Source organism: Synechococcus sp. RSCCF101 (genome assembly GCF_008807075.1).
In the GTDB taxonomy this organism is placed as follows: Bacteria; Cyanobacteriota; Cyanobacteriia; order PCC-6307; family Cyanobiaceae; genus RSCCF101.
In genome coordinates this window covers 868561-892757 of the sequence record NZ_CP035632.1, presented here as the reverse complement: position 1 = coordinate 892757, position 24197 = coordinate 868561, and the positions used below count along the sequence as shown (strand labels likewise).

The 24197-nt window shown below is 68.6% G+C and carries 31 protein-coding genes; 13 read left to right on the top strand and 18 right to left on the bottom strand.

Going from position 1 to position 24197, the window contains the following annotated elements; translation table 11 throughout:
* Positions 1 to 3 precede the first annotated feature (3 nt).
* On the top strand, positions 4 to 1632 hold the full coding sequence (locus tag EVJ50_RS04350; protein ID WP_150882527.1) for a YcjF family protein: 1629 nt from the start codon (positions 4 to 6) through the stop codon (positions 1630 to 1632).
* Between the two features lie 84 nt (positions 1633 to 1716).
* On the opposite strand, the gene EVJ50_RS04340 is transcribed toward EVJ50_RS04350, so the two are convergent.
* Positions 1717 to 3150: a pyridoxal-dependent decarboxylase gene (locus EVJ50_RS04340; protein ID WP_150882525.1), complete on the bottom strand. Its 1434-nt coding sequence runs from the start codon at positions 3148 to 3150 to the stop codon at positions 1717 to 1719.
* Between the two features lie 101 nt (positions 3151 to 3251).
* On the opposite strand from EVJ50_RS04340, the gene EVJ50_RS04335 reads away from it, so the two are divergent.
* Positions 3252 to 3734, top strand: a complete 483-nt coding sequence (locus EVJ50_RS04335; protein WP_150884847.1) for a nucleoside deaminase — start codon at positions 3252 to 3254, stop codon at positions 3732 to 3734.
* Here the strand turns inward: EVJ50_RS04335 and EVJ50_RS04330 are convergent.
* Together EVJ50_RS04330 and EVJ50_RS04325 are read right to left on the bottom strand one after the other, a co-directional pair.
* Entirely contained in the window at positions 3667 to 4860 is a 1194-nt protein-coding gene (locus EVJ50_RS04330) for an alanine--glyoxylate aminotransferase family protein (protein ID WP_225323080.1), read from the bottom strand. The genes EVJ50_RS04335 and EVJ50_RS04330 overlap by 68 nt on opposite strands.
* 66 nt (positions 4861 to 4926) lie before the next feature.
* Positions 4927 to 5451 (bottom strand): allophycocyanin subunit beta, encoded by a 525-nt coding sequence (locus tag EVJ50_RS04325; protein WP_150882524.1) that lies wholly within the window; start codon positions 5449 to 5451, stop codon positions 4927 to 4929.
* A 282-nt stretch (positions 5452 to 5733) separates the two neighbouring features.
* Here EVJ50_RS04325 and glnA point away from each other — a divergent pair, with 282 nt between their 5' ends.
* On the top strand, positions 5734 to 7152 hold the full coding sequence (gene glnA / locus EVJ50_RS04320) for a type I glutamate--ammonia ligase (protein ID WP_150882523.1): 1419 nt from the start codon (positions 5734 to 5736) through the stop codon (positions 7150 to 7152).
* A 3-nt stretch (positions 7153 to 7155) separates the two neighbouring features.
* On the opposite strand, the gene EVJ50_RS04315 is transcribed toward glnA, so the two are convergent.
* Positions 7156 to 7479, bottom strand: coding sequence for a hypothetical protein (locus EVJ50_RS04315; RefSeq protein ID WP_150882522.1), 324 nt, complete (start codon positions 7477 to 7479; stop codon positions 7156 to 7158).
* Positions 7480 to 7664: 185 nt separating this feature from the next.
* Between EVJ50_RS04315 and EVJ50_RS04310 the strand changes: the two genes are divergently transcribed.
* The 3 genes from EVJ50_RS04310 (at position 7665) to EVJ50_RS04300 (ending at position 9492) form a co-directional block, all read left to right on the top strand.
* Positions 7665 to 8732 (top strand): class I SAM-dependent methyltransferase, encoded by a 1068-nt coding sequence (locus tag EVJ50_RS04310; RefSeq protein WP_150882521.1) that lies wholly within the window; start codon positions 7665 to 7667, stop codon positions 8730 to 8732.
* A 254-nt stretch (positions 8733 to 8986) separates the two neighbouring features.
* The gene (locus EVJ50_RS04305) at positions 8987 to 9229 is read left to right on the top strand and encodes a hypothetical protein (protein ID WP_150882520.1); all 243 of its coding nucleotides are present in this window, start codon (positions 8987 to 8989) and stop codon (positions 9227 to 9229) included.
* Positions 9230 to 9261: 32 nt separating this feature from the next.
* Positions 9262 to 9492 (top strand): hypothetical protein, encoded by a 231-nt coding sequence (locus tag EVJ50_RS04300; protein ID WP_150882519.1) that lies wholly within the window; start codon positions 9262 to 9264, stop codon positions 9490 to 9492.
* A gap of 247 nt (positions 9493 to 9739) precedes the next feature.
* Here EVJ50_RS04300 and EVJ50_RS04295 read toward each other — a convergent pair whose 3' ends face one another.
* A complete protein-coding gene (locus EVJ50_RS04295; protein WP_150882518.1) occupies positions 9740 to 10009 on the bottom strand; it encodes a hypothetical protein in 270 nt (89 codons plus the stop codon).
* On the opposite strand from EVJ50_RS04295, the gene EVJ50_RS15330 reads away from it, so the two are divergent.
* Entirely contained in the window at positions 9910 to 10431 is a 522-nt protein-coding gene (locus EVJ50_RS15330) for a DUF6439 family protein (protein WP_370455590.1), read from the top strand. The genes EVJ50_RS04295 and EVJ50_RS15330 overlap by 100 nt on opposite strands.
* Here the strand turns inward: EVJ50_RS15330 and EVJ50_RS04285 are convergent.
* Both EVJ50_RS04285 and EVJ50_RS04280 read right to left on the bottom strand, forming a co-directional pair.
* Entirely contained in the window at positions 10349 to 10792 is a 444-nt protein-coding gene (locus EVJ50_RS04285; protein ID WP_150882517.1) for an ATP-binding protein, read from the bottom strand. The two genes, EVJ50_RS15330 and EVJ50_RS04285, sit on opposite strands and share 83 nt — an antisense overlap.
* A 47-nt stretch (positions 10793 to 10839) precedes the next feature.
* Complete coding sequence (locus EVJ50_RS04280; protein ID WP_150882516.1) at positions 10840 to 11559, bottom strand: GUN4 domain-containing protein; 720 nt, start codon at positions 11557 to 11559, stop codon at positions 10840 to 10842.
* 83 nt (positions 11560 to 11642) lie between these two features.
* Here EVJ50_RS04280 and mnmH point away from each other — a divergent pair, with 83 nt between their 5' ends.
* From mnmH to EVJ50_RS04265, 3 genes are read left to right on the top strand one after another with little or no spacing between them, the layout of a single operon-like run.
* The gene (mnmH, locus tag EVJ50_RS04275) at positions 11643 to 12686 is read left to right on the top strand and encodes a tRNA 2-selenouridine(34) synthase MnmH (protein WP_150882515.1); all 1044 of its coding nucleotides are present in this window, start codon (positions 11643 to 11645) and stop codon (positions 12684 to 12686) included.
* Between the two features lie 24 nt (positions 12687 to 12710).
* Entirely contained in the window at positions 12711 to 13061 is a 351-nt protein-coding gene (psb28, locus tag EVJ50_RS04270; protein WP_150882514.1) for a photosystem II reaction center protein Psb28, read from the top strand.
* Positions 13048 to 14133 carry an AI-2E family transporter gene (locus EVJ50_RS04265; protein ID WP_150882513.1) on the top strand — a complete coding sequence of 362 codons (1086 nt, stop codon included), beginning with the start codon at positions 13048 to 13050 and terminating at the stop codon, positions 14131 to 14133. The genes psb28 and EVJ50_RS04265 overlap by 14 nt, the downstream gene beginning before the upstream one ends.
* On the opposite strand, the gene EVJ50_RS04260 is transcribed toward EVJ50_RS04265, so the two are convergent.
* The 8 genes from EVJ50_RS04260 to EVJ50_RS04225 form a co-directional block, all read right to left on the bottom strand.
* Entirely contained in the window at positions 14084 to 14356 is a 273-nt protein-coding gene (locus tag EVJ50_RS04260) for a hypothetical protein (protein ID WP_225323079.1), read from the bottom strand. The two genes, EVJ50_RS04265 and EVJ50_RS04260, sit on opposite strands and share 50 nt — an antisense overlap.
* A complete protein-coding gene (gene secF, locus EVJ50_RS04255; RefSeq protein WP_150882512.1) occupies positions 14353 to 15390 on the bottom strand; it encodes a protein translocase subunit SecF in 1038 nt (345 codons plus the stop codon). Before secF ends, EVJ50_RS04260 begins: the two co-directional genes overlap by 4 nt.
* A 7-nt stretch (positions 15391 to 15397) precedes the next feature.
* Entirely contained in the window at positions 15398 to 16903 is a 1506-nt protein-coding gene (gene secD, locus EVJ50_RS04250; RefSeq protein ID WP_150882511.1) for a protein translocase subunit SecD, read from the bottom strand.
* Between the two features lie 3 nt (positions 16904 to 16906).
* Entirely contained in the window at positions 16907 to 17890 is a 984-nt protein-coding gene (locus tag EVJ50_RS04245) for a pyruvate dehydrogenase complex E1 component subunit beta (protein ID WP_150882510.1), read from the bottom strand.
* Positions 17891 to 18085: 195 nt separating this feature from the next.
* Positions 18086 to 18415, bottom strand: coding sequence for a DUF3082 domain-containing protein (locus EVJ50_RS04240; RefSeq protein ID WP_150882509.1), 330 nt, complete (start codon positions 18413 to 18415; stop codon positions 18086 to 18088).
* Positions 18412 to 19341, bottom strand: coding sequence for a 4-(cytidine 5'-diphospho)-2-C-methyl-D-erythritol kinase (gene ispE / locus EVJ50_RS04235; protein WP_150882508.1), 930 nt, complete (start codon positions 19339 to 19341; stop codon positions 18412 to 18414). The genes EVJ50_RS04240 and ispE overlap by 4 nt, the downstream gene beginning before the upstream one ends.
* A complete protein-coding gene (rsmA, locus tag EVJ50_RS04230; protein ID WP_150882507.1) occupies positions 19334 to 20185 on the bottom strand; it encodes a 16S rRNA (adenine(1518)-N(6)/adenine(1519)-N(6))-dimethyltransferase RsmA in 852 nt (283 codons plus the stop codon). The genes ispE and rsmA overlap by 8 nt, the downstream gene beginning before the upstream one ends.
* A 25-nt stretch (positions 20186 to 20210) precedes the next feature.
* A complete protein-coding gene (locus EVJ50_RS04225) occupies positions 20211 to 20570 on the bottom strand; it encodes a YraN family protein (RefSeq protein WP_225323078.1) in 360 nt (119 codons plus the stop codon).
* 64 nt (positions 20571 to 20634) lie between these two features.
* Between EVJ50_RS04225 and EVJ50_RS14520 the strand changes: the two genes are divergently transcribed.
* From EVJ50_RS14520 to EVJ50_RS04215, 3 genes are all read left to right on the top strand, one after another.
* Positions 20635 to 20805, top strand: coding sequence for a hypothetical protein (locus EVJ50_RS14520; RefSeq protein WP_191964867.1), 171 nt, complete (start codon positions 20635 to 20637; stop codon positions 20803 to 20805).
* A gap of 73 nt (positions 20806 to 20878) precedes the next feature.
* Entirely contained in the window at positions 20879 to 21343 is a 465-nt protein-coding gene (locus EVJ50_RS04220) for a pentapeptide repeat-containing protein (RefSeq protein WP_225323154.1), read from the top strand.
* Between the two features lie 33 nt (positions 21344 to 21376).
* Complete coding sequence (locus EVJ50_RS04215) at positions 21377 to 21796, top strand: hypothetical protein (protein ID WP_150882504.1); 420 nt, start codon at positions 21377 to 21379, stop codon at positions 21794 to 21796.
* Between the two features lie 30 nt (positions 21797 to 21826).
* On the opposite strand, the gene EVJ50_RS04210 is transcribed toward EVJ50_RS04215, so the two are convergent.
* The 3 genes from EVJ50_RS04210 to EVJ50_RS04200 form a co-directional block, all read right to left on the bottom strand.
* Positions 21827 to 22312, bottom strand: coding sequence for a DOMON-like domain-containing protein (locus EVJ50_RS04210; protein ID WP_150882503.1), 486 nt, complete (start codon positions 22310 to 22312; stop codon positions 21827 to 21829).
* Between the two features lie 110 nt (positions 22313 to 22422).
* Complete coding sequence (locus EVJ50_RS04205) at positions 22423 to 23577, bottom strand: phosphotransferase enzyme family protein (protein ID WP_150882502.1); 1155 nt, start codon at positions 23575 to 23577, stop codon at positions 22423 to 22425.
* 35 nt (positions 23578 to 23612) lie between these two features.
* Positions 23613 to 24137 (bottom strand): hypothetical protein, encoded by a 525-nt coding sequence (locus tag EVJ50_RS04200; RefSeq protein ID WP_150882501.1) that lies wholly within the window; start codon positions 24135 to 24137, stop codon positions 23613 to 23615.
* Positions 24138 to 24197 lie beyond the last annotated feature (60 nt).

Here is a 24197-nt window from a genome sequence, read left to right as displayed (position 1 = left end):
TCGATGAAGCGTCCCGGCCTCTGGTGGATCGCGGCGGGCGCCCTGCTGGCCCTTGTGGTGCTGACGCTGGTGCTCCAGGCGGTCAACAGCCTGATCTGGAACCTGCAGCTGCTGCTGCCCGCCTGGATGGTGGGTCCCCTGCTGCTGCTGGTGGTCGGGGGCTGCGGCCTGCTGCTGGCCCGATGGTTCTGGCCACGCCGGAATCGGCTTCCCTGGCGGGCCTCACCTTCGCGGACGAGCGCCGCTGACACGCCCCCCGGCGAGCCGTTGCGCTCCCGCCGCGAGGCGGCCGGCCGGCAGCTGGAGGGCATCGACCGGGTTCTGGATCGGGTGCGTGATGCCTCGGAGGCCGAGCGCCTGCGCCGCGAGGCCCGGCGCGTGGCCAGGGACCTGGAGCGGGGTGATCTGGAACTGGTGGTGTTCGGCAGCGGCTCCAGCGGCAAGACCTCCCTGATCCGGGCCCTGCTGCAGGAGGTGGTGGGCGAGGTGGGCGCGGCGATGGGGTCCACCGATGCCTGCAGCCGCTATCGGCTGCGCCTGCAGGGGCTGGACCGGGGCCTGGTGCTGGTCGACACGCCGGGCATTCTCGAGGCCGGAGCGGAGGGCCTCGACCGGGAGCAGCGGGCCCGCCACCAGGCCAGTCGTGCCGATCTGCTGCTGGTGGTGGTGGATGCGGACCTGCGCGCCTCCGAGATGGCGGCCCTGCGCAGCCTCGCGGCCCTCGGCAAGCGTCTGCTGCTCGTGCTCAACAAGTGCGATCTGCGAGGCGAGGCGGAGGAGCGCCGGCTCCGGCAACGTCTGGCGCAGCGCTGCGGCACGCTTCTGGAGCCGGCCGATCTGGTGGCCGTGAGCGCCGCACCGCGGCCGGTTCCCCGCCCGGGACAGCGGCCCGTTCAGCCTGAGCCGGAACTGGAGGAGTTGCTGAACCGCATCGCTGAACTGCTTCACCGTGACGGTGAGGAGCTCATCGCCGACAACCTGCTGCTGCAGTGCCGCCACCTGGGCCGGGCCAGCCGGATGCTGCTGGCCCGGCAGCGACAGGAGGATGCCGAGGACGTGGTGGACCGTCAGGCCTGGATCAGCGGTGGCGTGCTGGCGCTCACGCCCCTGCCCGGCGTCGACCTGCTCGGCACGGTGGCCGTGCAGGTGCAGATGGTGATGGAGATCGCCCGGATCCACGGGGTGGAGCTCTCGCGTGACCGCGCCACCGAGCTGGCCCTGACGCTGGGGCGGGCCCTGGCGGCACTCGGGGTGCTGAAGGGCGGGGTGGCACTGATCGGGTCGGCCCTCACCCTCTCGGTGCCGACCCTTCTGCTGGGGCGCGCCGTCCAGGGGGTGGCCGGCGCCTGGCTCACCCGGGTGGCGGGCCGGAGTCTGATCGTCTACTTCCAGCAGGATCAGTCCTGGGGCGACGGCGGCATCCAGGACGTGGTTCAGCGCCAGTACGACCTGAACCGTCGCAGCGAGGCTCTGGCGGCCTTCCTGGACACCGCCCTGCGCCGGGTGGTGGAGCCCCTCAGGCGACGGGAGCGCCAGCTGCCGCCGCAGGGGAGGGAGCGCCAGTGGCCAGAGCCCCCAGGAGAGCCTCCGGCGGCGGCGGACGGAGCGGACCCCGGGCGTCGAGCACGCTGATCATCAGCAGATAGAGCACCCCGATCAGGATCGACACGGCGCCGGTGATGATCGCTGTCCAGCGCCCCCGGCCCGGCCCGGAGCTCATGACGACAGTGCCGAGCGGTTGAGCAGCTCGGCCAGCTCGGTCAGAAGCCCCGCATCGGTGTAGGGATTGCCCAGGACGGCCTTCAGCCAGGAGCGCCCACGGTAGTGAGGCCGGGAGAGCATCAGATGGCGCTCCAGCAGGACGCGCCGGGTCTGCTCGGCCCATCGCTCCGCCCCTTCGGGGGGGAGGTGGCGGGGGGTCACGGCCAGCAGGTGCAGCGGTCCCCCCGCGATCTGCAGGCTCGTGGCATCGAGCTGACGCTCCAGGGTGCGCCTGCGCTCCAGGGCCCCTCTGAGCACGGCTTCGATGCCGTCGAGCCCGAGCTGCCGCAGCCCCAGCCAGAGCTTCAGCACCTCAGCCGGCCGGCTCCCCTGGAGTCCGCATTCACCGCCGTGGCCGCCACCCCAGCTCGGTTCCATGTAAGGCAGGCCGGTCTGGAAGGCCTCCCTCAGCCAGGCCGGATCGCGCAGGAGCAGAAGGGAGGAGGTCTTGCTGATCCCCAGCAGCTTCTGGGGGTTCACCGTGAGGGAGTCGGCCATGGCCAGCCCCGGGACCCGTGTGCGCTCCCGCCGGCTCAGACCGAAGACGGCCCCGATGGCCCCATCGATGTGGAACCAGAGCTGCCGCTCCCGGCAGAGGCCGGCGATGGCCCCGAGCGGGTCCACCGCTCCACGGACGGTGGTCCCGGCGGTGGCCACCACCGCGATCACCGGCCGGCGGGTCTGCTCCAGGGCCGCCAGTTGCCCGGACAGGGCATCGACGCAGAGGCGGCCCTCACCGTCGGTGGGCACGCTCACCAGGCCATCGGCGGCGAGGCCCATCACCGCGGCGGCCTTGGCCAGGGAGACGTGGGCCTCCTCGCTGGCGACGATGACCGCGTCCGCTCGGCTCTGCAGGCCCTGCCGGCGCCGGGCGCAGACCAGGGCGTTCAGGGTGCTGAGGGTGCCGCCACTCGCGGCCACACCGCCGGAGCCTTCTGGAAAGCCCAGTCGCCGTGCCATCCAGGTGCACACGCCGCGTTCCAGGCGGCTGAGGCTGGGCGCCAGTTCCTCCGCCAGCAGGTTGTTGTTGAGACCGGCGGCGATCAGTTCCGCGGCCAGAGACGAGGTGAGAGGGGGCGGATCGAGGTGGGCCAGAGCGCCAGGGTGGTGGGGCTGGTAGGCCCCCTCCATGGCTGTGCGCAGGTCGGCGAGGAGGCCGTCGGCATCCCTCCCGATCGGTTCCGGTGCCGCATCGAGAAGAACGCTCAGCCTGGGCAACGGGCCGTGGTCGCTCTTGGCGGCGATCCACTCGCACAGCATCTGGCTGCTGCTGGCCAGGAAGGTCGTGAGCGCCCGGTCCAGCTGACCGCTCCCGGCGAAGGGGGAGAGCCCTTCGATCGGAGGAGCGGCGGAGTCCAGCTGCACAGGCGAGCGCACGTCATGCTTCATTCTCCCCTCCTGGCCTCGCACCGATGCCATCCCCCTGCGATCTCCGCGGGAGCCGCGACCCCGAGCCGCTCAGGGCGTCGGACGCCACCGCGGTGTTCTGGATGACCCGTCTGCTGCGGCAGGCCCGCCGCTGCGGCATGGGCGGAGAGATTCCCGTCGCTGCGGCGGTGCTCGATGCCCGGGGCCGCTGCCTGGGCTGGGGCAGCAACCGGCGTGAGCAGGACCAGGACCCCCTGGGCCATGCGGAGCTGGTCGCCCTCCGGCAGGCGGCACGCCTGCGCCGGGACTGGCGATTCAATGACTGCACGCTGCTGGTGACCCTGGAGCCCTGCCCGATGTGCGCGGGGGCCCTGGTTCAGGCCCGTCTCGGCGCCGTGCTCTACGGCAGTGCCGATCCCAAGCGCGGCGGCCTGGGCGGCACGCTCGATCTGAGCCGCCACCCGAGCGCCCATCACCACATGCGGGTTGAAGGCGGTGTGGAGGCGGAGGCGTCGCGCCAGCTGCTGCAGAGCTGGTTCAGGCGACGGCGGCAGCAACGGGAGTCGAGGACCGAAACGCCGGGAGCTCCTGCTCGAACAGGTTGAGCAGACGGTCGACATTCTCCTGGCGGCTGTTGTAGCCCATCAGCCCGATGCGCCAGATCCGGCCGGCGAGCTCGCCCAGTCCGCCGCCCACTTCGATGCCATGGCTGTTGAGCAGGTGCTGGCTGAAGGCCTTGCCGTCCACCCCCTGGGGGATGCGGACGGTGGTGAGGCTGGGCAGACGCAGCGGTTCGGCCACGTGCAGCTCGAGACCGAGTCGCTCCAGGCCGCTCCAGAGGCGCTCGGCATTGGCGCGATGCCGCTGCCAGGCCTGCTCGAGTCCTTCGTCGGCGAGCAGCCGCAGCGCCTCGCGGATGCCGAAGTTCATGTTCACCGGCGCCGTGTGGTGGTAGACGCGGTCGCTGCCCCAGTACTGGTTGAGCAACGACACATCGAGATACCAGTTGGGCACCTTGCCGCCGCGGGAGGCGAGCTTGGCCTCGGCCCTCGGCCCCATCGTGAAGGGTCCCAGGCCCGGGGGGCAGCTCAGGCCTTTCTGACTGCAGCTGTAGGCCATGTCGACGCCCCAGGCATCCAGGTGGACCGGCACCGCGCCCAGGGATGTGACGGTGTCGAGCAGGAGCAGGGTGCCGTGGCGGCGGCAGAGGTCGCCGATGCCCTCCATCGGCTGGCAGACCCCGGTGGAGGTTTCGGCGTGAACGATGGCCAGGATGGCGGGCCGGTGCTCATCAAGGGCCGCCTCGAGCGCCTCCAGGCTGAAGGCCTCTCCCCAGGGGCAACTGATGGTGACGACGTGGGCCCCGTAGCGGCTGGCCATGTCGGCCAGGCGGAGGCCGAAATAGCCCTTCACGGCCACCAGCACCGTGTCACCCCGCTCGACCGTGTTGGCCAGGGTGGCTTCCATGGCCGCGCTGCCCGTTCCGCTCATGGGCAGGGTGAGGCGGTTGTCGGTCTGCCAGGCGTAGCGCAGCAGCTCCTGGACCTCACCCATCAGCGCCACGTAGGCCGGGTCCAGGTGGCCGATGGGTGGTCGGGCCAGCGCATCGAGCACCACCGGATCGGCGTTGGAGGGGCCTGGACCCAGCAGCAGGCGCTCAGGCAGGGCGAGAGGGGCGAGCCTGGAGCGATGGCTGCTGTTGACCGGATGGGCAATGGGAGGAACTGACAAGTCCGGAGCCGCTGGACGGGGATGAAGGACGAGAAACGCGGTTCAGCGTAGGGATGGGGGTCGCGCTCAGCGGGCCCTGAGGTTGCACTGAGCCAGGCCCCGGGCCATGTGATCGAAGGGCTCGCGCACGATGGAGAGATCTTCGGAGGGCACGCCCTCATCCAGGAGCAGCTCGCAGAGCACATCCGCCATCAGCACCATGCTGCGCACCGTGGGTCCCGTGGGCACCCCCAGGCTCTTATAGGTGTCGTCGAGGCCGTTCAGCACCCGCTCGTTGAGGATGGTGGGGTCGCCGGCGATCAGCGCGTAGCTGCCATAGCGCAGGAAATAGTCCATGTCCCGCAGACACGCCGCCAGCCGGCGGGTGGTGTAGGCGTTGCCGCCGGGGAGAAGCAGTTCGGGATCCTCAAGGAACAGGCGCTGACTGGCCTCCCGAACGATTTCGGCCGCCTCGCGGTTGATGCACTCTACGGCTTTGAGCCGGGTGGTGGCCTGGTTGTAGTAGCCGCGGACGGATGCGATGGCCTCGTTGTCGAGGTGGCGGCCCTGAAGGTCGTAGCGACCGATCAGACCAGTGACGGCATCACGCATGAGCCCGGGCTTGCTTCAGCCGGAACGTAGCACCCACGCCTGTGCAAAAGCCGCTCCAGAGCAAGGTTTCTGGCGATCTGACAGAAACGGTTACGCCCCGTTCCGGCGCCGCGGCGATCTCTGCTGATCACGGCCGGTTGGAGCCGTTCCCGGGTTGGGGTCGTGCTGAAGCGCGGACGTGGCCCGGCAAATGGTCACTGCGGATACAAAAGCTCCTCAGGGGCCATCACTACGGTCCGCCCCATGTCAGTGCCGGTGCGCGTGGTTCCGGCTTCCCCACCCATGGCTTCCAGCCCCCAGGACGTTCTCCGCACCATCAAGGATGAGGGGATTGAACTGATCGATCTCAAGTTCACCGATCTCCATGGCAAGTGGCAGCACCTGACGGTGTGCACCGACCTGCTCGATGAGGCGGCCTTCAGCGAGGGGGTGGCCTTCGACGGCTCCTCCATCCGGGGTTGGAAAGCGATCAATGAGTCGGACATGGCGATGGTGCCCGACCCCAGCACGGCCTGGATCGATCCCTTCTACAGCCACAAGACCCTCAGCCTGATCTGTTCCATCAGCGATCCACGCACCGGTGATCCCTACGGCCGCTGTCCGCGTTCCCTGGCGGCCAAGGCCCTCTCCTATCTGGAGAAGACCGGAATCGCCGATACGGCCTTCTTCGGCCCGGAGCCGGAGTTCTTCGTCTTCGACGACGTTCGCTATGAGTCGGGCTACGGCAGCAGCTCCTACAGCGTCGATTCGATCGAGTCGCCCTGGAACACCGGTCGCATGGAGGAGGGCGGCAATCTGGCCAACAAGATTCAGCTGAAGGAGGGCTATTTCCCGGTCTCTCCCAATGACACCGTGCAGGACATGCGCAGTGACATGCTCCTCACCATGGGATCCCTGGGGGTTCCCATCGAGAAGCACCATCACGAAGTGGCCAGCGCCCAGCACGAGCTCGGCATGAAGTTCGCCCAGCTCATCGGCGCTGCGGACAACGTGATGATCTACAAATACGTTGTTCGCAACATTGCCAAGAAGTACGGCAAGACCGCCACGTTCATGCCCAAGCCCGTGTTCGCCGACAACGGCACCGGCATGCACGTGCACCAGAGTCTCTGGAAAGCGGGCCAGCCACTCTTCTTCGGCGAGGGAACGTACGCCAACCTGTCGCAGACGGCACGCTGGTACATCGGCGGCCTGCTGCGCCACGCCCCCTCCTTCCTTGCCTTCACCAATCCCACCACCAACAGCTACAAGCGACTGGTCCCAGGGTTCGAAGCACCGGTGAATCTGGTGTATTCCCAGGGCAACCGCTCCGCTGCCGTTCGCATTCCCCTCACCGGCCCGAATCCCAAGGCCAAGCGGCTTGAGTTCCGCTCCGGTGATGCCCTGGCCAACCCCTATCTGGCCTTCAGCGCCATGATGATGGCCGGCATCGATGGTGTGAAGAATCAGATCGATCCCGGTGACGGAACTGATGTGGATCTGTTCGAGCTTCCGGCCGAGGAACTGGCGAAGATCTCCACGGTGCCAGCCTCACTCAATGGGGCGCTGGAGGCTCTCGACGCCGACAAGCACTATCTGATGGAAGGCGGCGTGTTCAGCGAGGATTTCATCAGCAACTGGATCGACCTCAAATACGAGGAGGTGCAGCAACTGCGCCAGCGGCCCCACCCGCACGAGTTCACGATGTACTACGACGCCTGATCCTCAGACCACCGCGCTGCGCTGAGCTCTGAGATGGGTCAGCGCACTGCGGTGGAGCCTGTTCGTCCGGGTCCTCCGCTTCGCCCAGGCCCTGGTCTGGGCAATTGCGTTCTGCTCCTCCATCAGGTCGGGGTGGGTCGTGATCTGGGCCAGACCGGCATCGTGCAGCCGCGTCTCCCGGCCGTGCTCCTCAGCCCAGGTGAGGAATTCCCGGGCCGCATGACGACGACTCTTGGCGATCCCCCTGTCGTAGTGGAGAACTCTGGAGCTCTCCACCGGCTTCACCAGCGGCGTGACGGCCTGGCGCGGGGTTGTGATCGTGGTCATGGCAGCCTCCGGACTCCCGCCGTTCGGCAGGCAGGGAGCTCTTTTCCTGTGTTCATTCTGTAGCAACGGCTACCAGTTCTGAACTGTGGCAATCATTTGTGATTGGCCAGCGGGGACACGGGCCCGGTGCCCCTCACGCTCTCCGGTTCCCATTCGCTGAAATGGCCCCAAAGCCGCAACGGGGCATGCCCGCCACCCTTCCTTATCTCGCCTACCAGCTCCTGCAGGACGGCAAGAGCGTGCTCGGCCTCACCCACAAAACCGTGGTCAGCCGGGTGATGACCCTGATGGCTCCGGAGGGAGCTGCCGAGGCCCAGCCCCTCTCCATGGAAGCCCTCCAGGCGATTCAGGCCTCCTCGCGGGAGCTGCTCCGACGCGACTGGCAGGACATGGAGTCGGGTCAGTACCCCGAGTCACTGCTGTTCGATGACCCCTGGGGCACCTGGCTGAGTCGCTACCCCCTGCTCTGTCTGGACATCCCGGCCTTCTGGGATCGCCGCCGTCGCGGTGACACGCGTGACCTCCCGGCTCGTCCGGCGGGAGCGTCGCTGCCGGCCTACTACCTGCAGAACTTCCACCACCAGACCGACGGCTACCTCAGCGACCACTCCGCCAGGCTCTACGACCTGCAGGTCGAGATCCTCTTCAACGGGCTGGCCGGCGCGATGCGCCGGCGGGTGATCGCTCCGGTGCGGCGCGGCCTCGAGGCCTTCGCAGACCGGCCCGCCGGGGCCTGCCGCATCCTCGATGTGGCCACCGGCACCGGAGCCACGCTCCGGCAGCTGATGGGGGCCTTCCCCGAGGCGCAGCTCCTCGGCCTCGATCTGTCGCGCGCCTACCTGCGCGAAGCCAGCCGGCGGCTGGGCGAGGTGCCCGGCGCTCTGCCTCAGGTGCTGGAGGGCAATGCCGAGGCCATGCCCTACGCCTCAGGCAGCATGCAGGCCGTCACCAACGTGTTCCTGCTGCACGAGCTGCCCGGACCGGTGCGCCAGAAGGTGCTCGCCGAGTGCTTCCGGGTTCTCGAACCGGGCGGTGTCCTGGTGCTGGCCGATTCGGTTCAGCAGGCCGATGCCGCGGCCTTCCAGCCGGCCCTGGAGAACTTCTCCCGTGCCTTCCACGAGCCCTTCTACAACGATTACGTCCGCGACGACATCCCCGCCCGACTGGCCCAGGCCGGGTTCACCGACATCGAGGCCGAGTCCCACTTCATGACACGGGTCTGGTCAGCGCGCCGGCCCCTGAGCGAGGCGTGAGCCCAGCCGCAGTCGCTGGTGGGGCACGACGGGTGCCATGGGCTCGGATCCCAGTGCCGGGCCAGTGACTCCGGCAGGATTCCAGCCTCTGCAGCCCAACATTGAGAGTCGCCCTCGCCCTCCTGGTCATCGCCCTGGGCGCGGGTGCCTGCACTCCTGGGCAGCACAAGCCGAGTCTCTCGGAAGCTGAAGGCCAGGAGCTGCGAACCCGGCTGACCCGGAACTTTGAGACGGTGCGGGCCTACCACTCCGTCATGATCCAGGGCCAGGATCCCTGCCCGTTCGCTGAGGGCGTGATCGAGTTGGCACCCGGTCTTGTTGAGGATCTGAGGGAAACCAAGCTCCTTGTCCAGCCCTTTCTCGACGACCCGAAGGAAGCTCCGTCCGTCGCCTCCGGCCTCAAGATGCTTGATGCCTGGGAAGCGGAGGTGAGGGATTCCCGTGATCTGGCTTTCGAGGTGCTGCAGGAGCAGTGCGAACGAAAGCCGGTGCGCTGAACACCGGCTCGCTGCCAAAGGAGTGATCGCGGATGACCCTGCCTGATGTGAAGCCAGAGGGCTGGTTGATGCTGATCCGTGTGGATTGTGCCGCTGTGCTGGAGCACCGCTCAGACAACAGCGGGGTGCTCATTCAGATCACACTTGCCCTGGTCAAGCTGCTGTTTGGCCTGCAGGGCGGCCACACGGCGCAGCTGGGAGGGAACAGTCGCGCCACGCTGCTCAAGCCAGGCAACGAGTTGGACACGATCGCGGTGCATTGAGGTGTCTCAGAGACCTCTCCATTCAACTGCCAGAGGTCACCCCAAGACATCCGATCCACCTGCAGAAGTGTTTGCAGGTGCGACTGTGCAGCGGTGGGATCGGGCAGCAACTCGTTCCCACGTTGAGTTCCCCGATCGACCCATGACAGAACCATGGTTCGATGAGCCTGGTGACGACGATCTCTGCCGACGCAGTGCTGGCGGTGGTCGATCGCGGCCCTGGCGCCTTTGCCGGCAGGGCCTGCCCTCAGCGGACCGATCCGAGCCAGGCGCCGAGCGCCAGGGCCGGCCCCCCCCAGCGCAGCGCCTTCCAGAACGGATGGTCCTGACGTGGGGGAATCAGTCCGGCCCACTCCGTGGCCTGCAGCAGGTCCTTCAGGGTGCGCTCCCGTTGGCGGGCGCGACGCGTCCCGCTCGATGCAGTCGCAGCAACCGTGCCGTGCCGGCTCCGCAGCCGATGCACCCGGTGGACGGTCATCAGACGACCGATGGCATGCAGCCAGCGCACCGGTCTCATGCTCCCCGAGCCTCAGACCGGACCCCAGGGGGCGACCGCCTCGCCCCGGTCCGGCCAGGATGGCGGCTGCGAGTGTCTGCTTCCCCGTGTCTCCATCCACCGCCTGGCCTGCCGGAAGCCTCGACCGGGCGCGTTCGCTGCACGACCTGCTGAGGCTGTCTGATCGCGACTGGCATGCCCTCAAGTCCGATCGCCGTCGCCGTGGGGCGGAGCTTCTGGCCGCGGCTCTGACCCAGCTTCTCTCCGGTGGCGATCCACAGGACGTCACAGCCCTGGTGGATCAGGCCGGTGGCTGGCTCAGGGGTGAGCTGAAGGACCCTGGCTGCCCCGATCACGGTGTCAGGCGGAACGGCGCCGCGCGCCGAGCTGAAGCCGGTTCCCCCGCGGGCTCCAGCGCACATCATCAAAGCAGTGATGGATGAGAAACAGGCCCCGTCCACAGGTGGCCTCCGGCTGCTCCGGCAGCAGCGCATCGCGGGATCCGGACGGCACACCGCCCCCCTCGTCCTGGATCTGCCAGACCATCCAGTTGGGTGTCATCACCCGGCGGATGCGCACCACCTTGCGGGGGTCGCAGCCGTTGCCATGGCGCACGGCATTGACCAGGGCCTCCTGAAGTCCCAGCTGCAGTTCGGCTGTGTGCTCCTTGCAGGGAACCGGCTCCAGAAGCACCTCCAGCAAGGGAGAGAGCTGAAGGGTGGAGGGGAGGATGAAATCGGCCCAGCGGAAACTCAGGCGGGAGAGGAGGGAGGCCAGCGGCAGGCGGACCGTTCGAGAAGCCATCGGTGCTCAACGCGCCGCGAAAAACCTAAGACCCTCAAAGCCCCGCGTCACGCCACGCGTGCCGCCAGTGCCGGGTGGTTGAGCAGGGCGTCCATCAGGCGCACACCCCGCAGCTGGTTCACCAGGGGCATGTGCCCCTCGGGTGCCTCAAGCGTCCAGGTGAAGGATCCGGGATAGCGGGTCCAGACACCGTCGGCCTTCCAGCCGATGCGCGGCCAGAGCCGATCCCAGCGACCTCCCGCCGCCTTGAGCAGCCGGCCCTGAACACTGAACCCGAAACGCCCCTGCGAATAGGTGAGCCAGAGGCGGTCCAGCGTCTGCAGATCCAGGGCCGGCATCGGGGCGACCTCGCTGTAATACACGTACCCCCGCCGGATGGCGCCATCCCCGGCCAGGGCGCGCAGCGTCTCGCTGGTGATGCGGTCGGCCTGCTCGAAGTCGCAACGGAGCAGGGCCAGCTGCAGGGGAGCGTGATCGATACCGGCCGCCGAATCCGCCCTGAGCCAGCCCTCGGGCCAGCGGGCCAGCGGTGCATCGCTTCCGTCGGGATTCTCCCTCTGGGCCAGCTGCAGGAGCCAGCCTGCGGCCCAGTCATCACCCTCCGGATTGAAGCCGCTCAGCAGCTCACCCAGCCGGCCGGCGATCGCACCGGCCTGACTCTCGATGGTGGTGGCCAGGGTGCGTCGCTGCCTCGCCGAGCCTGTCAGGAAGGCCTCGAGCTGGTCATCGGAACGGAGGGAGCGGGAGGTGGATGGACCGCTGAGCATGAAGACAGGCCGACCGCGCAGCCGATCCGGCGCTGGCCCACTATGTCAGGCGTGGTGATGGGGAGCGGCCGTTCCGGCTGGTCATGGCGCAGTGTCAGGAGGTGAGCGCATTCCTCGCCGGCAGCGGTGCTCTCCTGGATGTGCGCAGCCCGTCCGAGCACGCGCAGGGACGGCTGCCGGGCAGCCGCAATCTGCCCCTCTTCGATGACGCGGAGCGGGCCGCCGTCGGCACCGCATACAAGCAGCAGGGCCGGCAGCAGGCCATCCAGCTTGGCCTTGAGCTGGTGGGACCGCGGCTGGGGGCCCTGGCGGAGGAGCTTCGCGATGAGGACGCGTCCCAGCCTCTGCGTCTGTACTGCTGGCGCGGCGGCATGCGCTCGGCGAGTGTGGCCTGGCTGGCCGAGACCGTCGGCCGGGAGGTGCGATTGCTGGAGGGCGGCTATAAGCGGTTCCGCCGCTGGGTGCTCGACGCGTTCGCTCGGGAGTGGCCGCTGCGGGTGCTGGCCGGTCGCACCGGCACCGGAAAGACGGCCCTGCTGCAGGCCCTTGCCGCCCGTGGTGTGGCGGTGGTGGACCTGGAGGGACTGGCGCAGCACCGCGGCAGCAGCTTCGGGGGCCTGGGTCTGCCCCCTCAGCCCAGCAGCGAGCAGTTCGAGAACCGGCTCGCCCTGGCGCTGCACGCCCATCGCGATGCCCCGGAGATCTGGCTGGAGGCGGAAAGTGCCCAGATCGGCCGCTGCCGCCTGCCGCTGAGCCTGTTCCGGTCCATGGGGCAGGCGCCCACCCTCGAGATCCTCCGCCCGCGCGCCTGGCGACTCGATCAGCTGGTGAGCGATTACGGCCACCATCCGCCCGATCAGCTGCGGGAGGCGACTCTGCGCATTCAACGGCGCCTGGGTCCCCAGCGCACGGCGATGGCTCTGACCGCTATCGATTCCGGCTGCTGGGCGGAGGCGGCTGAGCCGATGCTCGCCTACTACGACCGCTGCTACGACCACGAACTGCAGCGCCGGCCGAAGCCCGACAGCATCGATCTGGAGGGGCTCCCTGCCGCGGCGGCGGCGGAGCTTCTGATCCGCCGAGGCCATTGCCACAGCGGCAGCGGGAGCACGGAAAAGGCCCCTTAAGCTGACGTTTTGGCGGGGTGCCGGATGGCGGCGATTCAGTTCTTCCGGGGTGTGGACGAACCCGTGGTGCCCGACATCCGGCTCACCAAATCCCGTGACGGCATCACCGGCCAGGCGATTTTCGTGTTCGAGGAGCCGCAGGCTCTGGCCCCGGAAACCATGGGCGACATCACCGGCATGTTCATGGTGGATGAGGAAGGCGAACTCGTCACCCGCGAGGTGAAGGCCCGCTTCGTCAACGGCAAGCCCTTCGCACTCGAGGCCACCTACACCTGGAAATCCGCCGCTGACGGGGATCGGTTGCTGCGGTTCGCCCACCGCTACGCCGAATCCGCCGGCCTGGGCTACACCGGCAAGGACGGTGAAGCTGGCTGACTGGATCGGACTGCTGGGGCTGATCACGGCCCTGCTTCTGCTCTGGAGCCTGCGCGATGTCCTGATCCTGCTGTTTGCGGCCATCGTGATCGCGATGGCCATCTGCACTCTTGTGGGCGTCCTGCAGCAGCGCACCAGCTGCAGCCGCCCCCTGGCGCTCCTGCTCGCCCTCCTCTCCCTGGTGCTGGTGGGCATCACGGTGGCCACGGTGGTGATCCCGCCGTTCATCAGTCAGTTCCAGCAGTTGCTCGAGCAGTTGCCCGAGGCGGCGCGGACCCTGGTGGGGTTGATCCGCGAGTGGCAGAGCTGGGCCACCCAGGCGGTCTACGGCCGGGGGGGCAGCGGCGCCATCTGGCTGCAGCAGCTGTTCCCCGAGGGCTGGCCGGGCAGTTCGGCCCTCAGCGACGGACTCAGCAGTGGACTGGGCGGCGGCGTGCGCGGCCTTCTCGGTCTGGCGGGCAACCTGGGCAACGGCCTGCTGCGGCTGCTGTTCGTGCTGGCCGTCAGCCTGATGATCGCGGTGCAGCCCGGGGCGTACCGGCAGGTGTTCGTGCTGCTGGTGCCCTCCTTCTACCGCCGGCGCTTCCGCGCGATTCTCACTCTCTGCGGTGAGGCTCTGAGCAGCTGGATGGTGGGGCTGCTGATCAGTTCTCTGTTCGTGGCGATCCTCGCCGGCCTCGGTCTGCTCATGCTCGGGGTGAAGCTGGTGGTGGCCAATGCGTTGCTGGCCGGACTGCTCAATGTGATCCCGAACGTGGGGCCCACCCTGAGCACGGTCTTCCCGATGGCGGTCGCCCTGCTGGAGAACCCCTGGAAGGCTCTCGCCGTTCTGGTGCTCTACGTGCTGGTGCAGAACGTGGAGAGCTATCTGATCACCCCGTCGGTGATGCAGCACCAGGTCCAGTTGCTGCCGGGACTCACCCTCAGCGCCCAGTTCGTCTTCACCGTGCTGTTCGGGCCGCTGGGCCTGCTGATGGCCCTTCCGCTGGCCGTGGTTCTCCAGGTGTTCATCCGGGAGATTCTCATCCACGACATCCTCGATCCCTGGCGGCAGCGCCGTCGTCTCGCCTGATCGCCTGCCGGGGCAGCGGGGCCCGACCGGGCGCGGGACCGAATCCGAAGCGCCTCAGCAGCGAGACGGACGAGAGCAGCACCATCACCGCCAGCGGGTGATCGCGGCTGGCGAACCAGACGGCGGACCAGGTGAAACCGTCGCGCAGCAGGGCGAATTCACCCCTGAGATCGCGCAACGCCAGAAGAATCAACAGGACCGGCAGGGCCGCCGCCGGCCTCATGAACGCTTCTGCAGCAGTGCCAGCAGGGTCGGTGCGATCGCGATGCTGGACCAGCTGCCCACCACCACGCCGCTGGCCAGGGCAACCCCGAACCAGACCAGGGTGCTGCCTCCGAACAGGATCAGGGCCAGGAGGGGCAGCAGGGTGGTGGTGGAGGTGTAGATGGTGCGGGTGAAAGTGGCCGACACGGCGGTGTCGATCGACTGCACCAGGCTCGGTTCGCCCGGACCGGTTGCGTTGGGCTCGCCATCGGCTGTCTGGACCGCACCGCTCTGGCGCTGCTCCCGGATCCGGTCGAAGACCACCACGGTGTCGTTCACCGAATATCCGGCGATCGTCAGCAGGGACACGGCGAAGAGGCTGTCCACCTCGATGCCGGCCAGCAGGCCGAGCCAGGCGAACAGCCCGCAGATGATCAGCACATCGTGGCCCAGGCAGAACAGGGCCAGGCCCGCATAGAGGCGGTCGTAGCGGACGCTGATGAAGACCGCGATGCCGGCGAAGCTGACCAGCAGGGAGATCAGGCTGCTGCGCAGCAGCTGGGCCCCCAGCGTCGGCCCGATGGTGTCCACGGCGGTGGCGCCCTCCTCCAGCGGGCCGGTCACCTCGCTCAGGGCGGTGATCACCGCCTGGCTCTGGGATGGGGCCAGGGCGGGCAGGCGCAAAACGAGCGTGCGGCCCTGATCCACGATCTGGATCCGGGCGCGCGAGGGGTCGGGGGTCGGGCGATCCGGCGACTCCGGCAGCGTGATGGCAGCGAGCCGCTCCTGCACGACACGGCTCTCCAGCGGGTCACAGGCGGGATCGCAGACGCGCTCCAGCTGGATCTGGGTCCCGCCGGTGAAATCGAGGCCCGGCCGGAGTGGAGCGCCGATGGAGGGCCGACTCCAGCTGATGGCCATCGCCATCAGGCTCAGGCCGCAGGCCAGCAGCGAGATGGTCCAGACCAGGCGCCGATGCCGGTTGATGCGGAAGCGCAGCATCCGGCGGGCGGGAACCTGGGGGACAACCGGGGTGGACGGGGTGGTGGCCATCGGTGGCTCAGGTGCTGGCGGGATGGACCGGTGCGGCCGGCAGCTGGGAGCTGGAGAGGAAGAGCTCGGGGCGGCGCAGCGACTTGTAGCTCATCAGCAGACGCAGCAGGGTGCGGGTGCAGGTGAGTGCGGTGAACAGGCTGAGGATCACCCCGATGCCCAGGGTCAGGGCGAAGCCCTTGACCAGGCCGATGCCGAGGGAGAAGAGGGCCACGCAGCTGATCAACGTTGTGAGATGGCCGTCGAGGATGGAGGAGAACGCCAGCGAGAAGCCGGCATCGATCGAACGGATCAGGGTGTTACCCCCGCGCAGTTCCTCCTTCACCCGCTCGAAGATGAGCACGTTGGCATCAACCGCCATGCCCACGCTCAGGATGAAACCGGCCATGCCGGGCAGCGTCAGAGTGACCGGCACCAGCGCGTACATCGCCAGGTTGAAGAGCGCATAGAGCGCGAGGGCCACCACCGCCACGACGCCCGAGAGCCGGTAGATCAGCACCATGAACACGGCCACCAGGGCCAGGCCTCCCAGGGTCGCCACCAGCGAGCGGCGGATGTTGGCGGCGCCGAGGGTCGGGCCGATCGTGCGTACCTCCTGGATGAGAATGGGAAGCGGCAGCGCGCCGCCGCGGAGCTGAACCTCGAGGTCCCGGGCCTCCTCGGCGGTGAAGCGCCCCGTGATCGAGGCGCCGCCGCCGGTGATGCCCGCGGCCTGGAACTGCGGTCCCACGCTCGCTTCACTGATCGAGCGTCCATCCAGAACGATGCCGAGCAACCTGCCAGTGCCGGCGATGCGGCGGGTGAGTTCGGCGAAGGCCTCACCCCCCTCGCGGTTGAAGGTGAGGGTGACTTCCCAGGCCTGGGAGTTCTGCTCCTGCTGCCGTCCAGCCGTCACCAGGTCCTTGCCGGTGAGTTCCGCCGGTTCGTAGAGGGCCACGATCTCCTCGTTGACCCGCTGCAGGATTGCCCGCAGCTGATCCCGCTCGCTCAGCTGGCCGTCGTTGTCCAGGGAGATGGCGCTGCTCAGCTCGGCGATCACCTCGGGATCGAGCGTGGTGGGCTCGTCGGCATCGGCACCACCAGACCCGCCCTCCTCCAGCACCTGAAGCACGGCGCGGGCCTGGGCCCTGAGGCCGAGCAGGGAGCGCATCGATTCCTCGGTTCCCTCCCTCTGGGCCCGGAACTCGAGCAGGGCGGTGGAGCCCAGCACCCGGGCGGCCCGGGTCGGGTCCTGTTCGCCGGGCAGCTCAAGAACCAGCTGGTCGTCACCGACCGTGCGCAGGGTGGATTCGGCAACCCCGAGCCCATTGATGCGGCGTTCGAGCACCAGCTGCACGGCCTCCAGTTCCTCGGGCCCGACGCGGCTGACCGAACCCGCGGGCAGCGCCTTCAGCGTCAGTTGACTGCCGCCGCGGAGGTCGAGCCCCAGTTGGAGTGGAAAGGTGGTCAGCACCGAGGCCGCCGCAATGGCGAGGGCCAGAATCAGGGCGAACCAACCCTGTTGCCGGGCCATCTGTCAGACCTCGCCCGCCATCAGCTGACGCGCGGCATCGACGATCTGGTGGGGCTGGATGATGGTGTGGTTCTCCAGGGTCCCGTTGTAGGGCGTCGGGATGTCCTGGCTGGACAGCCGGATCGGGCGCGCATCGAGATCGTCGAAGCAGTGATCGGTGATCGTTGCGATCAGCTCGGCGCCGATACCACCGGTCTTCATGCATTCCTCCACCACGATCACCCGGTGGGTTTTCCGGATCGAACGGCAGATGGTCTCCAGATCGAAGGGCTTGAGGCTGATCAGATCGATGAGCTCCACGTCCACACCCTCCTGCTCGAGCTGGCTCACGGCCTTGAGGCAGTGATGGCGCATGCGCGAGTAGGTCAGGATCGTCAGATCTCTGCCCTCACGCACCAGATCGGCCTGATCCAGGGCGCAGGTGTAGTCGCCGCTGGGAATGGTTTCGCTGAGGTTGTAGAGCAGAACGTGCTCGAAGAAGAGCACGGGATTGTCATCGCGGATTGCAGCCTTCAGCAGCCCCTTGGCGTTGGTCGGCGTGCTCACCGCCACGATCTTGATGCCGGGAACAGCGTGGAAATAGGCCTCGAGGCGCTGGCTGTGCTCAGCTCCCAGCTGGCGGCCGACGCCACCCGGGCCCCGCACAACCGTGGGGATGGTGTAGTTGCCGCCGCTGGTGTAGCGCAGCATCCCCATGTTGTTGGAAATCTGGTTGAAGGCCAGGAGCAGAAAGCCCATGTTCATGCCTTCCACGATCGGCCGCAGACCGGTCATCGCAGCACCGACAGCCATGCCGGTGAAACTGTTCTCGGCGATGGGGGTGTCGAGCACCCTGAGGGCGCCGTATTTCTCGTAGAGATCCTTGGTGACTTTGTAGGAACCGCCGTAATGACCGACGTCCTCACCCATGACACAGACATGGGGATCGCGGGCCATCTCCTCGTCGATGGCTTCGCGCAGGGCGTTGAAGAGAAGTGTCTCCGCCACGTGGTGATCCCGGTATTCCGGCTCAGCCGGTGAGGGGCCAACCTATCTCAGCCGCCGGCGGCGAAGGTGAACAGCAGCAGCACGGAAAGCAGCAGTCCTGGCATCAGCAGCAGCGCGAGCTGGCCGAGGTCGTGAGGGGTCATCGATGGGGCTGGGGCCCGCTGCCGGGTTGGTGCAGTCGGGATCGCTGGAACCCTAGGCGGCTTCTCCGCTGCTGCCCGTGATCAGTCGGCGACCCAGCACGAGCAGCAGGCCAAGGCCGATGAAGGCGAAGCTGAAGGTGGCCAGGAACGCCATCCCCACCAGCAGCGTGCGCAGCCCCGAGGCGATGCTCTCGCCGATCGCGGAGCCCTGATAGCCCCCGTGCAGGGCGAAGTAGTGCACGAGTCCGCCGCTGAGCCTGAGGCTGATCCAGGCCAGCATGCCGCTGGTGAGTGCCCCCAGCAGCAGGCTCAGGCTGCTTTTGGGCTGTTCGGTCGGCTCCGCATCCGTTCCTGAGGGGCTTGATGGGGGTTGATCGCTCATGGCTCCAGGCTGATGCCTCGATCGCGCAGGCTGCAGCACCAACTCTGAAGCCCGGCGGCGTCGATGGCGCTGGCGAGCTGCTGCTGCGCCGTCAGAGCGCTGTCGGGGTCCGGAAACAGTGCGAAGCAGCTCGGTCCGGATCCGCTCATGGCGGCGCCGAGGTTGCCGGACGCCCGTGTCAGCAGCTCGAGTGCGGTGCGGACCGTGGGAGTCGCCTCCGCCACCAGCGCCTGCAGGTCATTGCGCAGGGGCGGCGGCTCGTTGCTGGCCGCGCTCCGGAGCCAGGTGGCTGTGCGCAGCGCCCGGCGGCGGCCGTCCCGCTCGGCTTCTTCGCTCAGGTAGCGATCGGAGTTGGAGTCCCGGTAGCGCCCGTAGGCCCAGGGGGTGGAGACGCTCACCCCGGGATGCTTCAGAAGCAGCAGGGCCAGAGGGCTCTCCGGGACCGGCACCGGTTCCAGCCATTCGCCGCGACCGAAGCAGAGCTGCCGCCCGCCCCGCAGGCAGAAGGGCACATCGGAGCCGAGTGCGGCCGCCAGCTCATGCAGTTCCACCGGCGTGAGCTGCAGCTGCCAGAGACGGTTCAGTCCCATCAGGGCCGCGGCCCCGTTCGAGGAGCCCCCCGCCAGCCCGGCGCCGATGGGAATGCGCTTGCGCAGGTGCATGCGCGCGCCCAGATCGGGCCGGGCCACGTGGCGCCGCAGCAGCTCGGCGGCTCGCAGGATCAGGTTGTCGGGCCCGCAGGAGAGAGCGCTGATGTCACTGCTGAGCTCCAGCGCGCCATCCGCTGCCCGCTGCAGCTCGAGTGTGTCGGCCAGGTCGATGCTCTGCATCACCATCGCCAGCTCGTGGAAGCCGTCGGGCCGCAGGCCGAGCACCTCCAGGTGCAGGTTCACCTTGGCCGGTGCCGTGACGATCAGCTCAGCCATCGACGTGCTGGGGGGTGGACGGGCCGGAGTCCAGCACAGCCTGGGCGAGAGCGAGCCATCGCTCTGGTGCCAGGTCCTGGGGACGCTGAGACAGGTCCACGGATGCCTCCGAAGCGCAGCGGAGGAGTGCGTCGTCTGGAACCGCGGCCGGCAGGGTGTTGCGGAGCATCTTGCGCCGGGAGGCGAAGGCGGCGCGCAGCAGACGCTCGGCGGCACCGGCCAGGGGCGCTGCCGGTCGCTCCTCAGGCGGCCTGGGTTCCAGCAGGACCACCTGGGAATGCACGCGCGGAGGTGGCCGGAAGCAGCGCGGGGGCACGTTGCAGACCGATCTGCATCGCATCAGCAGCTGCATGCGCACACTCAGCCCGCTGTAGGCCGGGCTGCCGGGGGCGGCATGCAGGCGTTCCGCCACCTCCCGCTGCAGCAGCAGCACCAGCCGCTGGAACGGTGGCTCAAGCGGCCGGTTGAGCGGTCCCACCAGACGCTCGAGCAGGGGGCCGGTGATGTTGTAGGGGATGTTGGCCACCACCTTGGTCGCGGCCTCCTCGCCCTCCGGTCTGAGGGGGACGCGAAGCACATCCCCTTCGATCAGCCGGAAGCGGGGCTCATCGCGGTAGCGCTGCCGCAGGCCCGCCGCCAGATCCCGATCCAGCTCGATCGCCCGCACCTCCGCCACACCGGCTTCCAGCAGCCGATCGGTGAGGGCTCCCCGTCCGGGGCCGATCTCCAGCACCCGATCGGCCCGCCCCAGATCGCCTGCCGTCACGATCGATCGCAGCACACCGGCATCGGTGAGCCAGTGCTGGCCGAAACGCTTGCGGGCCCGGTGCCCCGAGAAGCTCATGGAACGGAAGGCCGGCAGCTCACTGTCACAGAGCCTGCATCCTCAGCCAGCGCACCGGCAGCCGGGAGGGCGGCAGCGGCACCAGGGCCACCACCAGTTCCACCGTCGCCCCACTCCAGTGCGGGTGGTCCTGGAGCCAGCAGCCGTAGGCGCGCTCCAGCGGGCGCCGCTGCCCGCGCCGGAACCGGGCCAGGCCCCACTGGTCCGGGCCCTGACGCCGCCGGCCCTTCACCTCCACCAGCAGCAGCCGGTCCCCCTTGCTCATCAGCAGGTCCATCTCGCCCCAGCGACAGCGCCAGTTGCGCGCCTGCAGGGTCCAGCCCCGCGCCAGGAGCAGGCGCAGAGCGCGGCCTTCGGCCAGGCGTCCGCTGCGGAGGGCGTTCACGGGTGAAGGGGGTGTCGTGCGCCCACGGGATTCCCCGCGTCCGACCTCGTCGGTGACCAGATCCATGCCGGTGCGTGACACCTTCACGGCCGAGGAGTTCGCCAGCGCGGTGGAGCTGCGCTGGAAATCGTGCGCCCAGGGCGTCTCTTTCCTCTACGGATTCCGCTTCGTCAAGCCCCAGTCCTTCAAGGACAGTCACCTGGCCGTCATCATGAAGCGGCACTGGGCTGAATGAGGCCTTCTTCATGACGCGCGTTCGCAGGTTGGATCAGGACTTCCGGCTCCTCTGGAGCCGTGTTGGCTCCGGGATGGTTCTCGCGGTTCTCGCGGTGCTGCTGATCAGCGGCCTTCCCACTCCCGCTTCGGCGGCGATGGACTACGCCAAGCAGGTGCTGATCGAGGCGGATTTCTCCGATCGTGATCTGCGCGGGGTCACCTTCAACCTCACCAATCTGCGCGAGGCCAACCTCTCCGGCTCTGATCTGCGCGGTGCCAGCCTGTTCGGCGCCAAGCTCCAGGACGCTGATCTGAGCGGCACGGACCTGCGGGAGGCCACGCTCGATTCAGCCGTCTTCAATGGAACCGATCTCAGCGGCGCGGTGCTGGAGGACGCCTTTGCCTTCAACACCCGCTTCGAGGACGTGCGGATCGAGGGGGCCGACTTCACCAACGTTCCCCTCCGCGGTGACGTGCGCAAACGGCTGTGTGCCACGGCCAGTGGCACCAATCCGATCACCGGACGCGACACGCGCGACACCCTGGAGTGCGCCTGAGGGCCCGATGGCCACGCCTGAATCCGCCGAGTCATGAGCTTTGATTCCCGCAGCCTCGAGCGTCTCCGGGCTCTCGGCCGCCAGTTGCCGAAGGCGCTGCCCCAGCCGGAGACCCGCATGGACACCGAACCAGCGGATGGCACTCGCTCCTCCGGGAGCAGGAGAGCGCGCCATGCCGTGGAGACCGAGCAGGATCCCGAGGTGCTCTTCCGGGAACTGATGAAGGCCAGCCCCGACGGACGGGTGCCGCCTCATCTGCTCAGCCGGCTGCGCGAGGCCGAGATGCGCCGCCTCACCCCTCCGCCCGGGTCTCAACCGGCAGAGCCTGCGCTGGATCGCTCCTCCCGGTCCAGCCGCTCCAAGAGATCGACAACCGAGGCGGCGGAGGCCGATGAGCAGGCCCGGCTCTACACCGCCTTCCAGCAGTTGCTGCTGGAAAACGACGAGGACTGAGCGAATCAGCCCTCAGCTGCGCCCCGCTCCTCAGAGCCTGATCCTCAGGCTGTCCCGCCGATGAAAATCGGCCTCCTCGCCGCAGTGGGCCGTGGCCCAGTGGCTGATGTGATCGGCGTCTCCGGCATCGGCACACTCCAGCACGAGGCAGACCGACAGATCGAGCGCGGACGCTCGCTGGAGTTCGTCCGGCAGCCTCCAGCGCAGGCTGCCGGACATGACGCAGTCCTGGTCGGGTGAAGCGAGCGGCGCCCCGCCGCGGGCCAGGACGGCGTCCGGATCGGCGATCGCCTCCGGGCTCTCCCGCCCGCTGCGGTAGCCGCTGAAGCGGTAGACGGCCCAGTCGCCGTTCGGAGCACCGTTGATCTCCCAGTAGGCCCCGCTTCCAGGCAGAGCCACGAAGGCCTCCAGGCAGGTGTGCTGCCACAGGCCGTCCCGCCGCTGCGGCGGGGCCTGCCGCAGCCCGGGGCTCCCCAGCTCCGGCCGCAGCGCTCCCTCCATCCACAGGCTTACCACGAGGCAGCCCTCGCGGCGGGTTGCCTGTCCCCGGATCGCGGGCCGGGTCAGGCCGGAGGACCAGCGGAAGGGGTGAAGCCGGAATGGCTGGGGCGTCGCTGCTGATGCCGTCATGAGCGGGTCTGAACCGTGTCCGCCAGGCGATCGATCCTGGCTCTGATGTCCTGCTCCTGGGCCTCAATGCTGGCCGTGAGCTGAAACTGCACGCAGGCGCGGCGCAGATTGTGGCCGCGGAAGCGGGTGCGGAAGTAGGTGTCGCCGCGCAGGTGATCCGTGAGGAAGCGCAGCCCCAGTTCGAAGCTGATCAGACGGGCCGCACCATGGAGATGCTCCTGCTCGGCGGCACTCAGGGCGCCGCCCATTCCGCGCAGGTAGCCCTCCAGCACCGCTTCGCAGAGATCGGCATCGAAATGCACCGCATCCGGCACGTCGGTCTCCTCGCCGAGGCGGTTGCAGGCCGAGCGCAGACAGTCGCCGATGTCGGTGTGGGGCAGGCCCGGCTTGACCGTGTCCAGGTCGATCAGGGCCACGGCCTTCCCGGTTGCGGCATCGAGCAGCACGTTGTTGACCTTCGGGTCCCCATGGACGGGCCGCAGCGTGAGTGCACCGCGTGAGCGGGCCTCCTCCAGCAGCGGTGCCAGATCACGCCTCATGCGAACGAAGGCGTGGCAGAAGCGCTCCTCCGCCCCATCCGTCGCCCCGCAGGTCTCCATGGCCTCGTCGTACGCCATCAGTGCCAATGGAGTGACGTGGAAGCCCGGCAGGGTGTCGTGCAGATGCTCCGGTGGCAGATCGCCGATCAGGTTGTGGAACAGCCCCAGGCCGAACCCCAGCTCCCGGGCCCGGCCGGGATCGTCCACGGCCTGAACCACGCGGCTGCCCTCCACGAACCGCTGCGCCCGCCACAGCGCCCCGTCCTGCTCCACGAGCGAGCCGCCGTCGCGGGAGGGGATCAGGGAGGGCACCTCCCAGCGCTGATCATCGAGGGCCTGCGGCGGGCTGGAGCGCAGCCGCTCCTCCAGGTGGAGGCAGCAGCGCTCCATGTTCTCGATCACCAGCTCCGGGCGCGGGAACACCTCGGTGTTCAGCCGTTGCAGCACCACCCGGTTCACGGGCCCGCCGCCCATGGCGACGCAATAGGTGGTGTGCACATTGCCCTCGCCGAGGGGTTTAACGGCCTGGGCCTGCTCGCAGCCCTGGAAGCGCCGGGCCAGCTCCAGCAGATCGGCTGGTGTGCCGGGCCGGGAAGGGGAGATCCCGTCCATCGATGGGGGCTGGCGTCAGCCGGGACCGTAGGCAATCAGCGATCGCCGCTCTCGCCGGCCAGGGTCCGGGCCAGGGAATCCGCCAGGGAGGTGAGCGCGCGCCGGACCCCGTCCAGCGGGTAGGGATCGTCCGGATGGGGAGGCTGGCCGTCGCGATCGAAGAAGGGCGGTTCATCGAACTGCCGACCCCAGGCGGCATCCACCTCCCGCACCAGCTCCTTGAGACGGCTGGCGGAGTCCAGGATCCGCCGGATGTCGCTCTCCAGGGCGACAAGGGGCTGCTCCGGCATGCGCATCAGCTCGCGGCTGTCGGCAACCCGGCGGCGCAACAGGGTCAGCAGCACCCCCTCGGGGTCATCGAGGTGATCCTTCAGAGCCTCCTCGGCGGCAGCGATGGCCTGCCGGTGCCGGCTGATCGGGGAACCGCCGCGCATCATTCCCGGACCGGCGCTGCGTCCGATCGCCTCGGCCATGGTGAAGCGCCGCCCCTGCAGGATCGAGCCCTCCAGGTCGCTGGGGCCCTCGCTGGCCTCATCCGCTGCGCCGGGCTTGAACTCCATCGCGCGATGCTGCAATCACAGGCCTTCATGTCACAGGATGACAGCGGCCTTGACTCACTG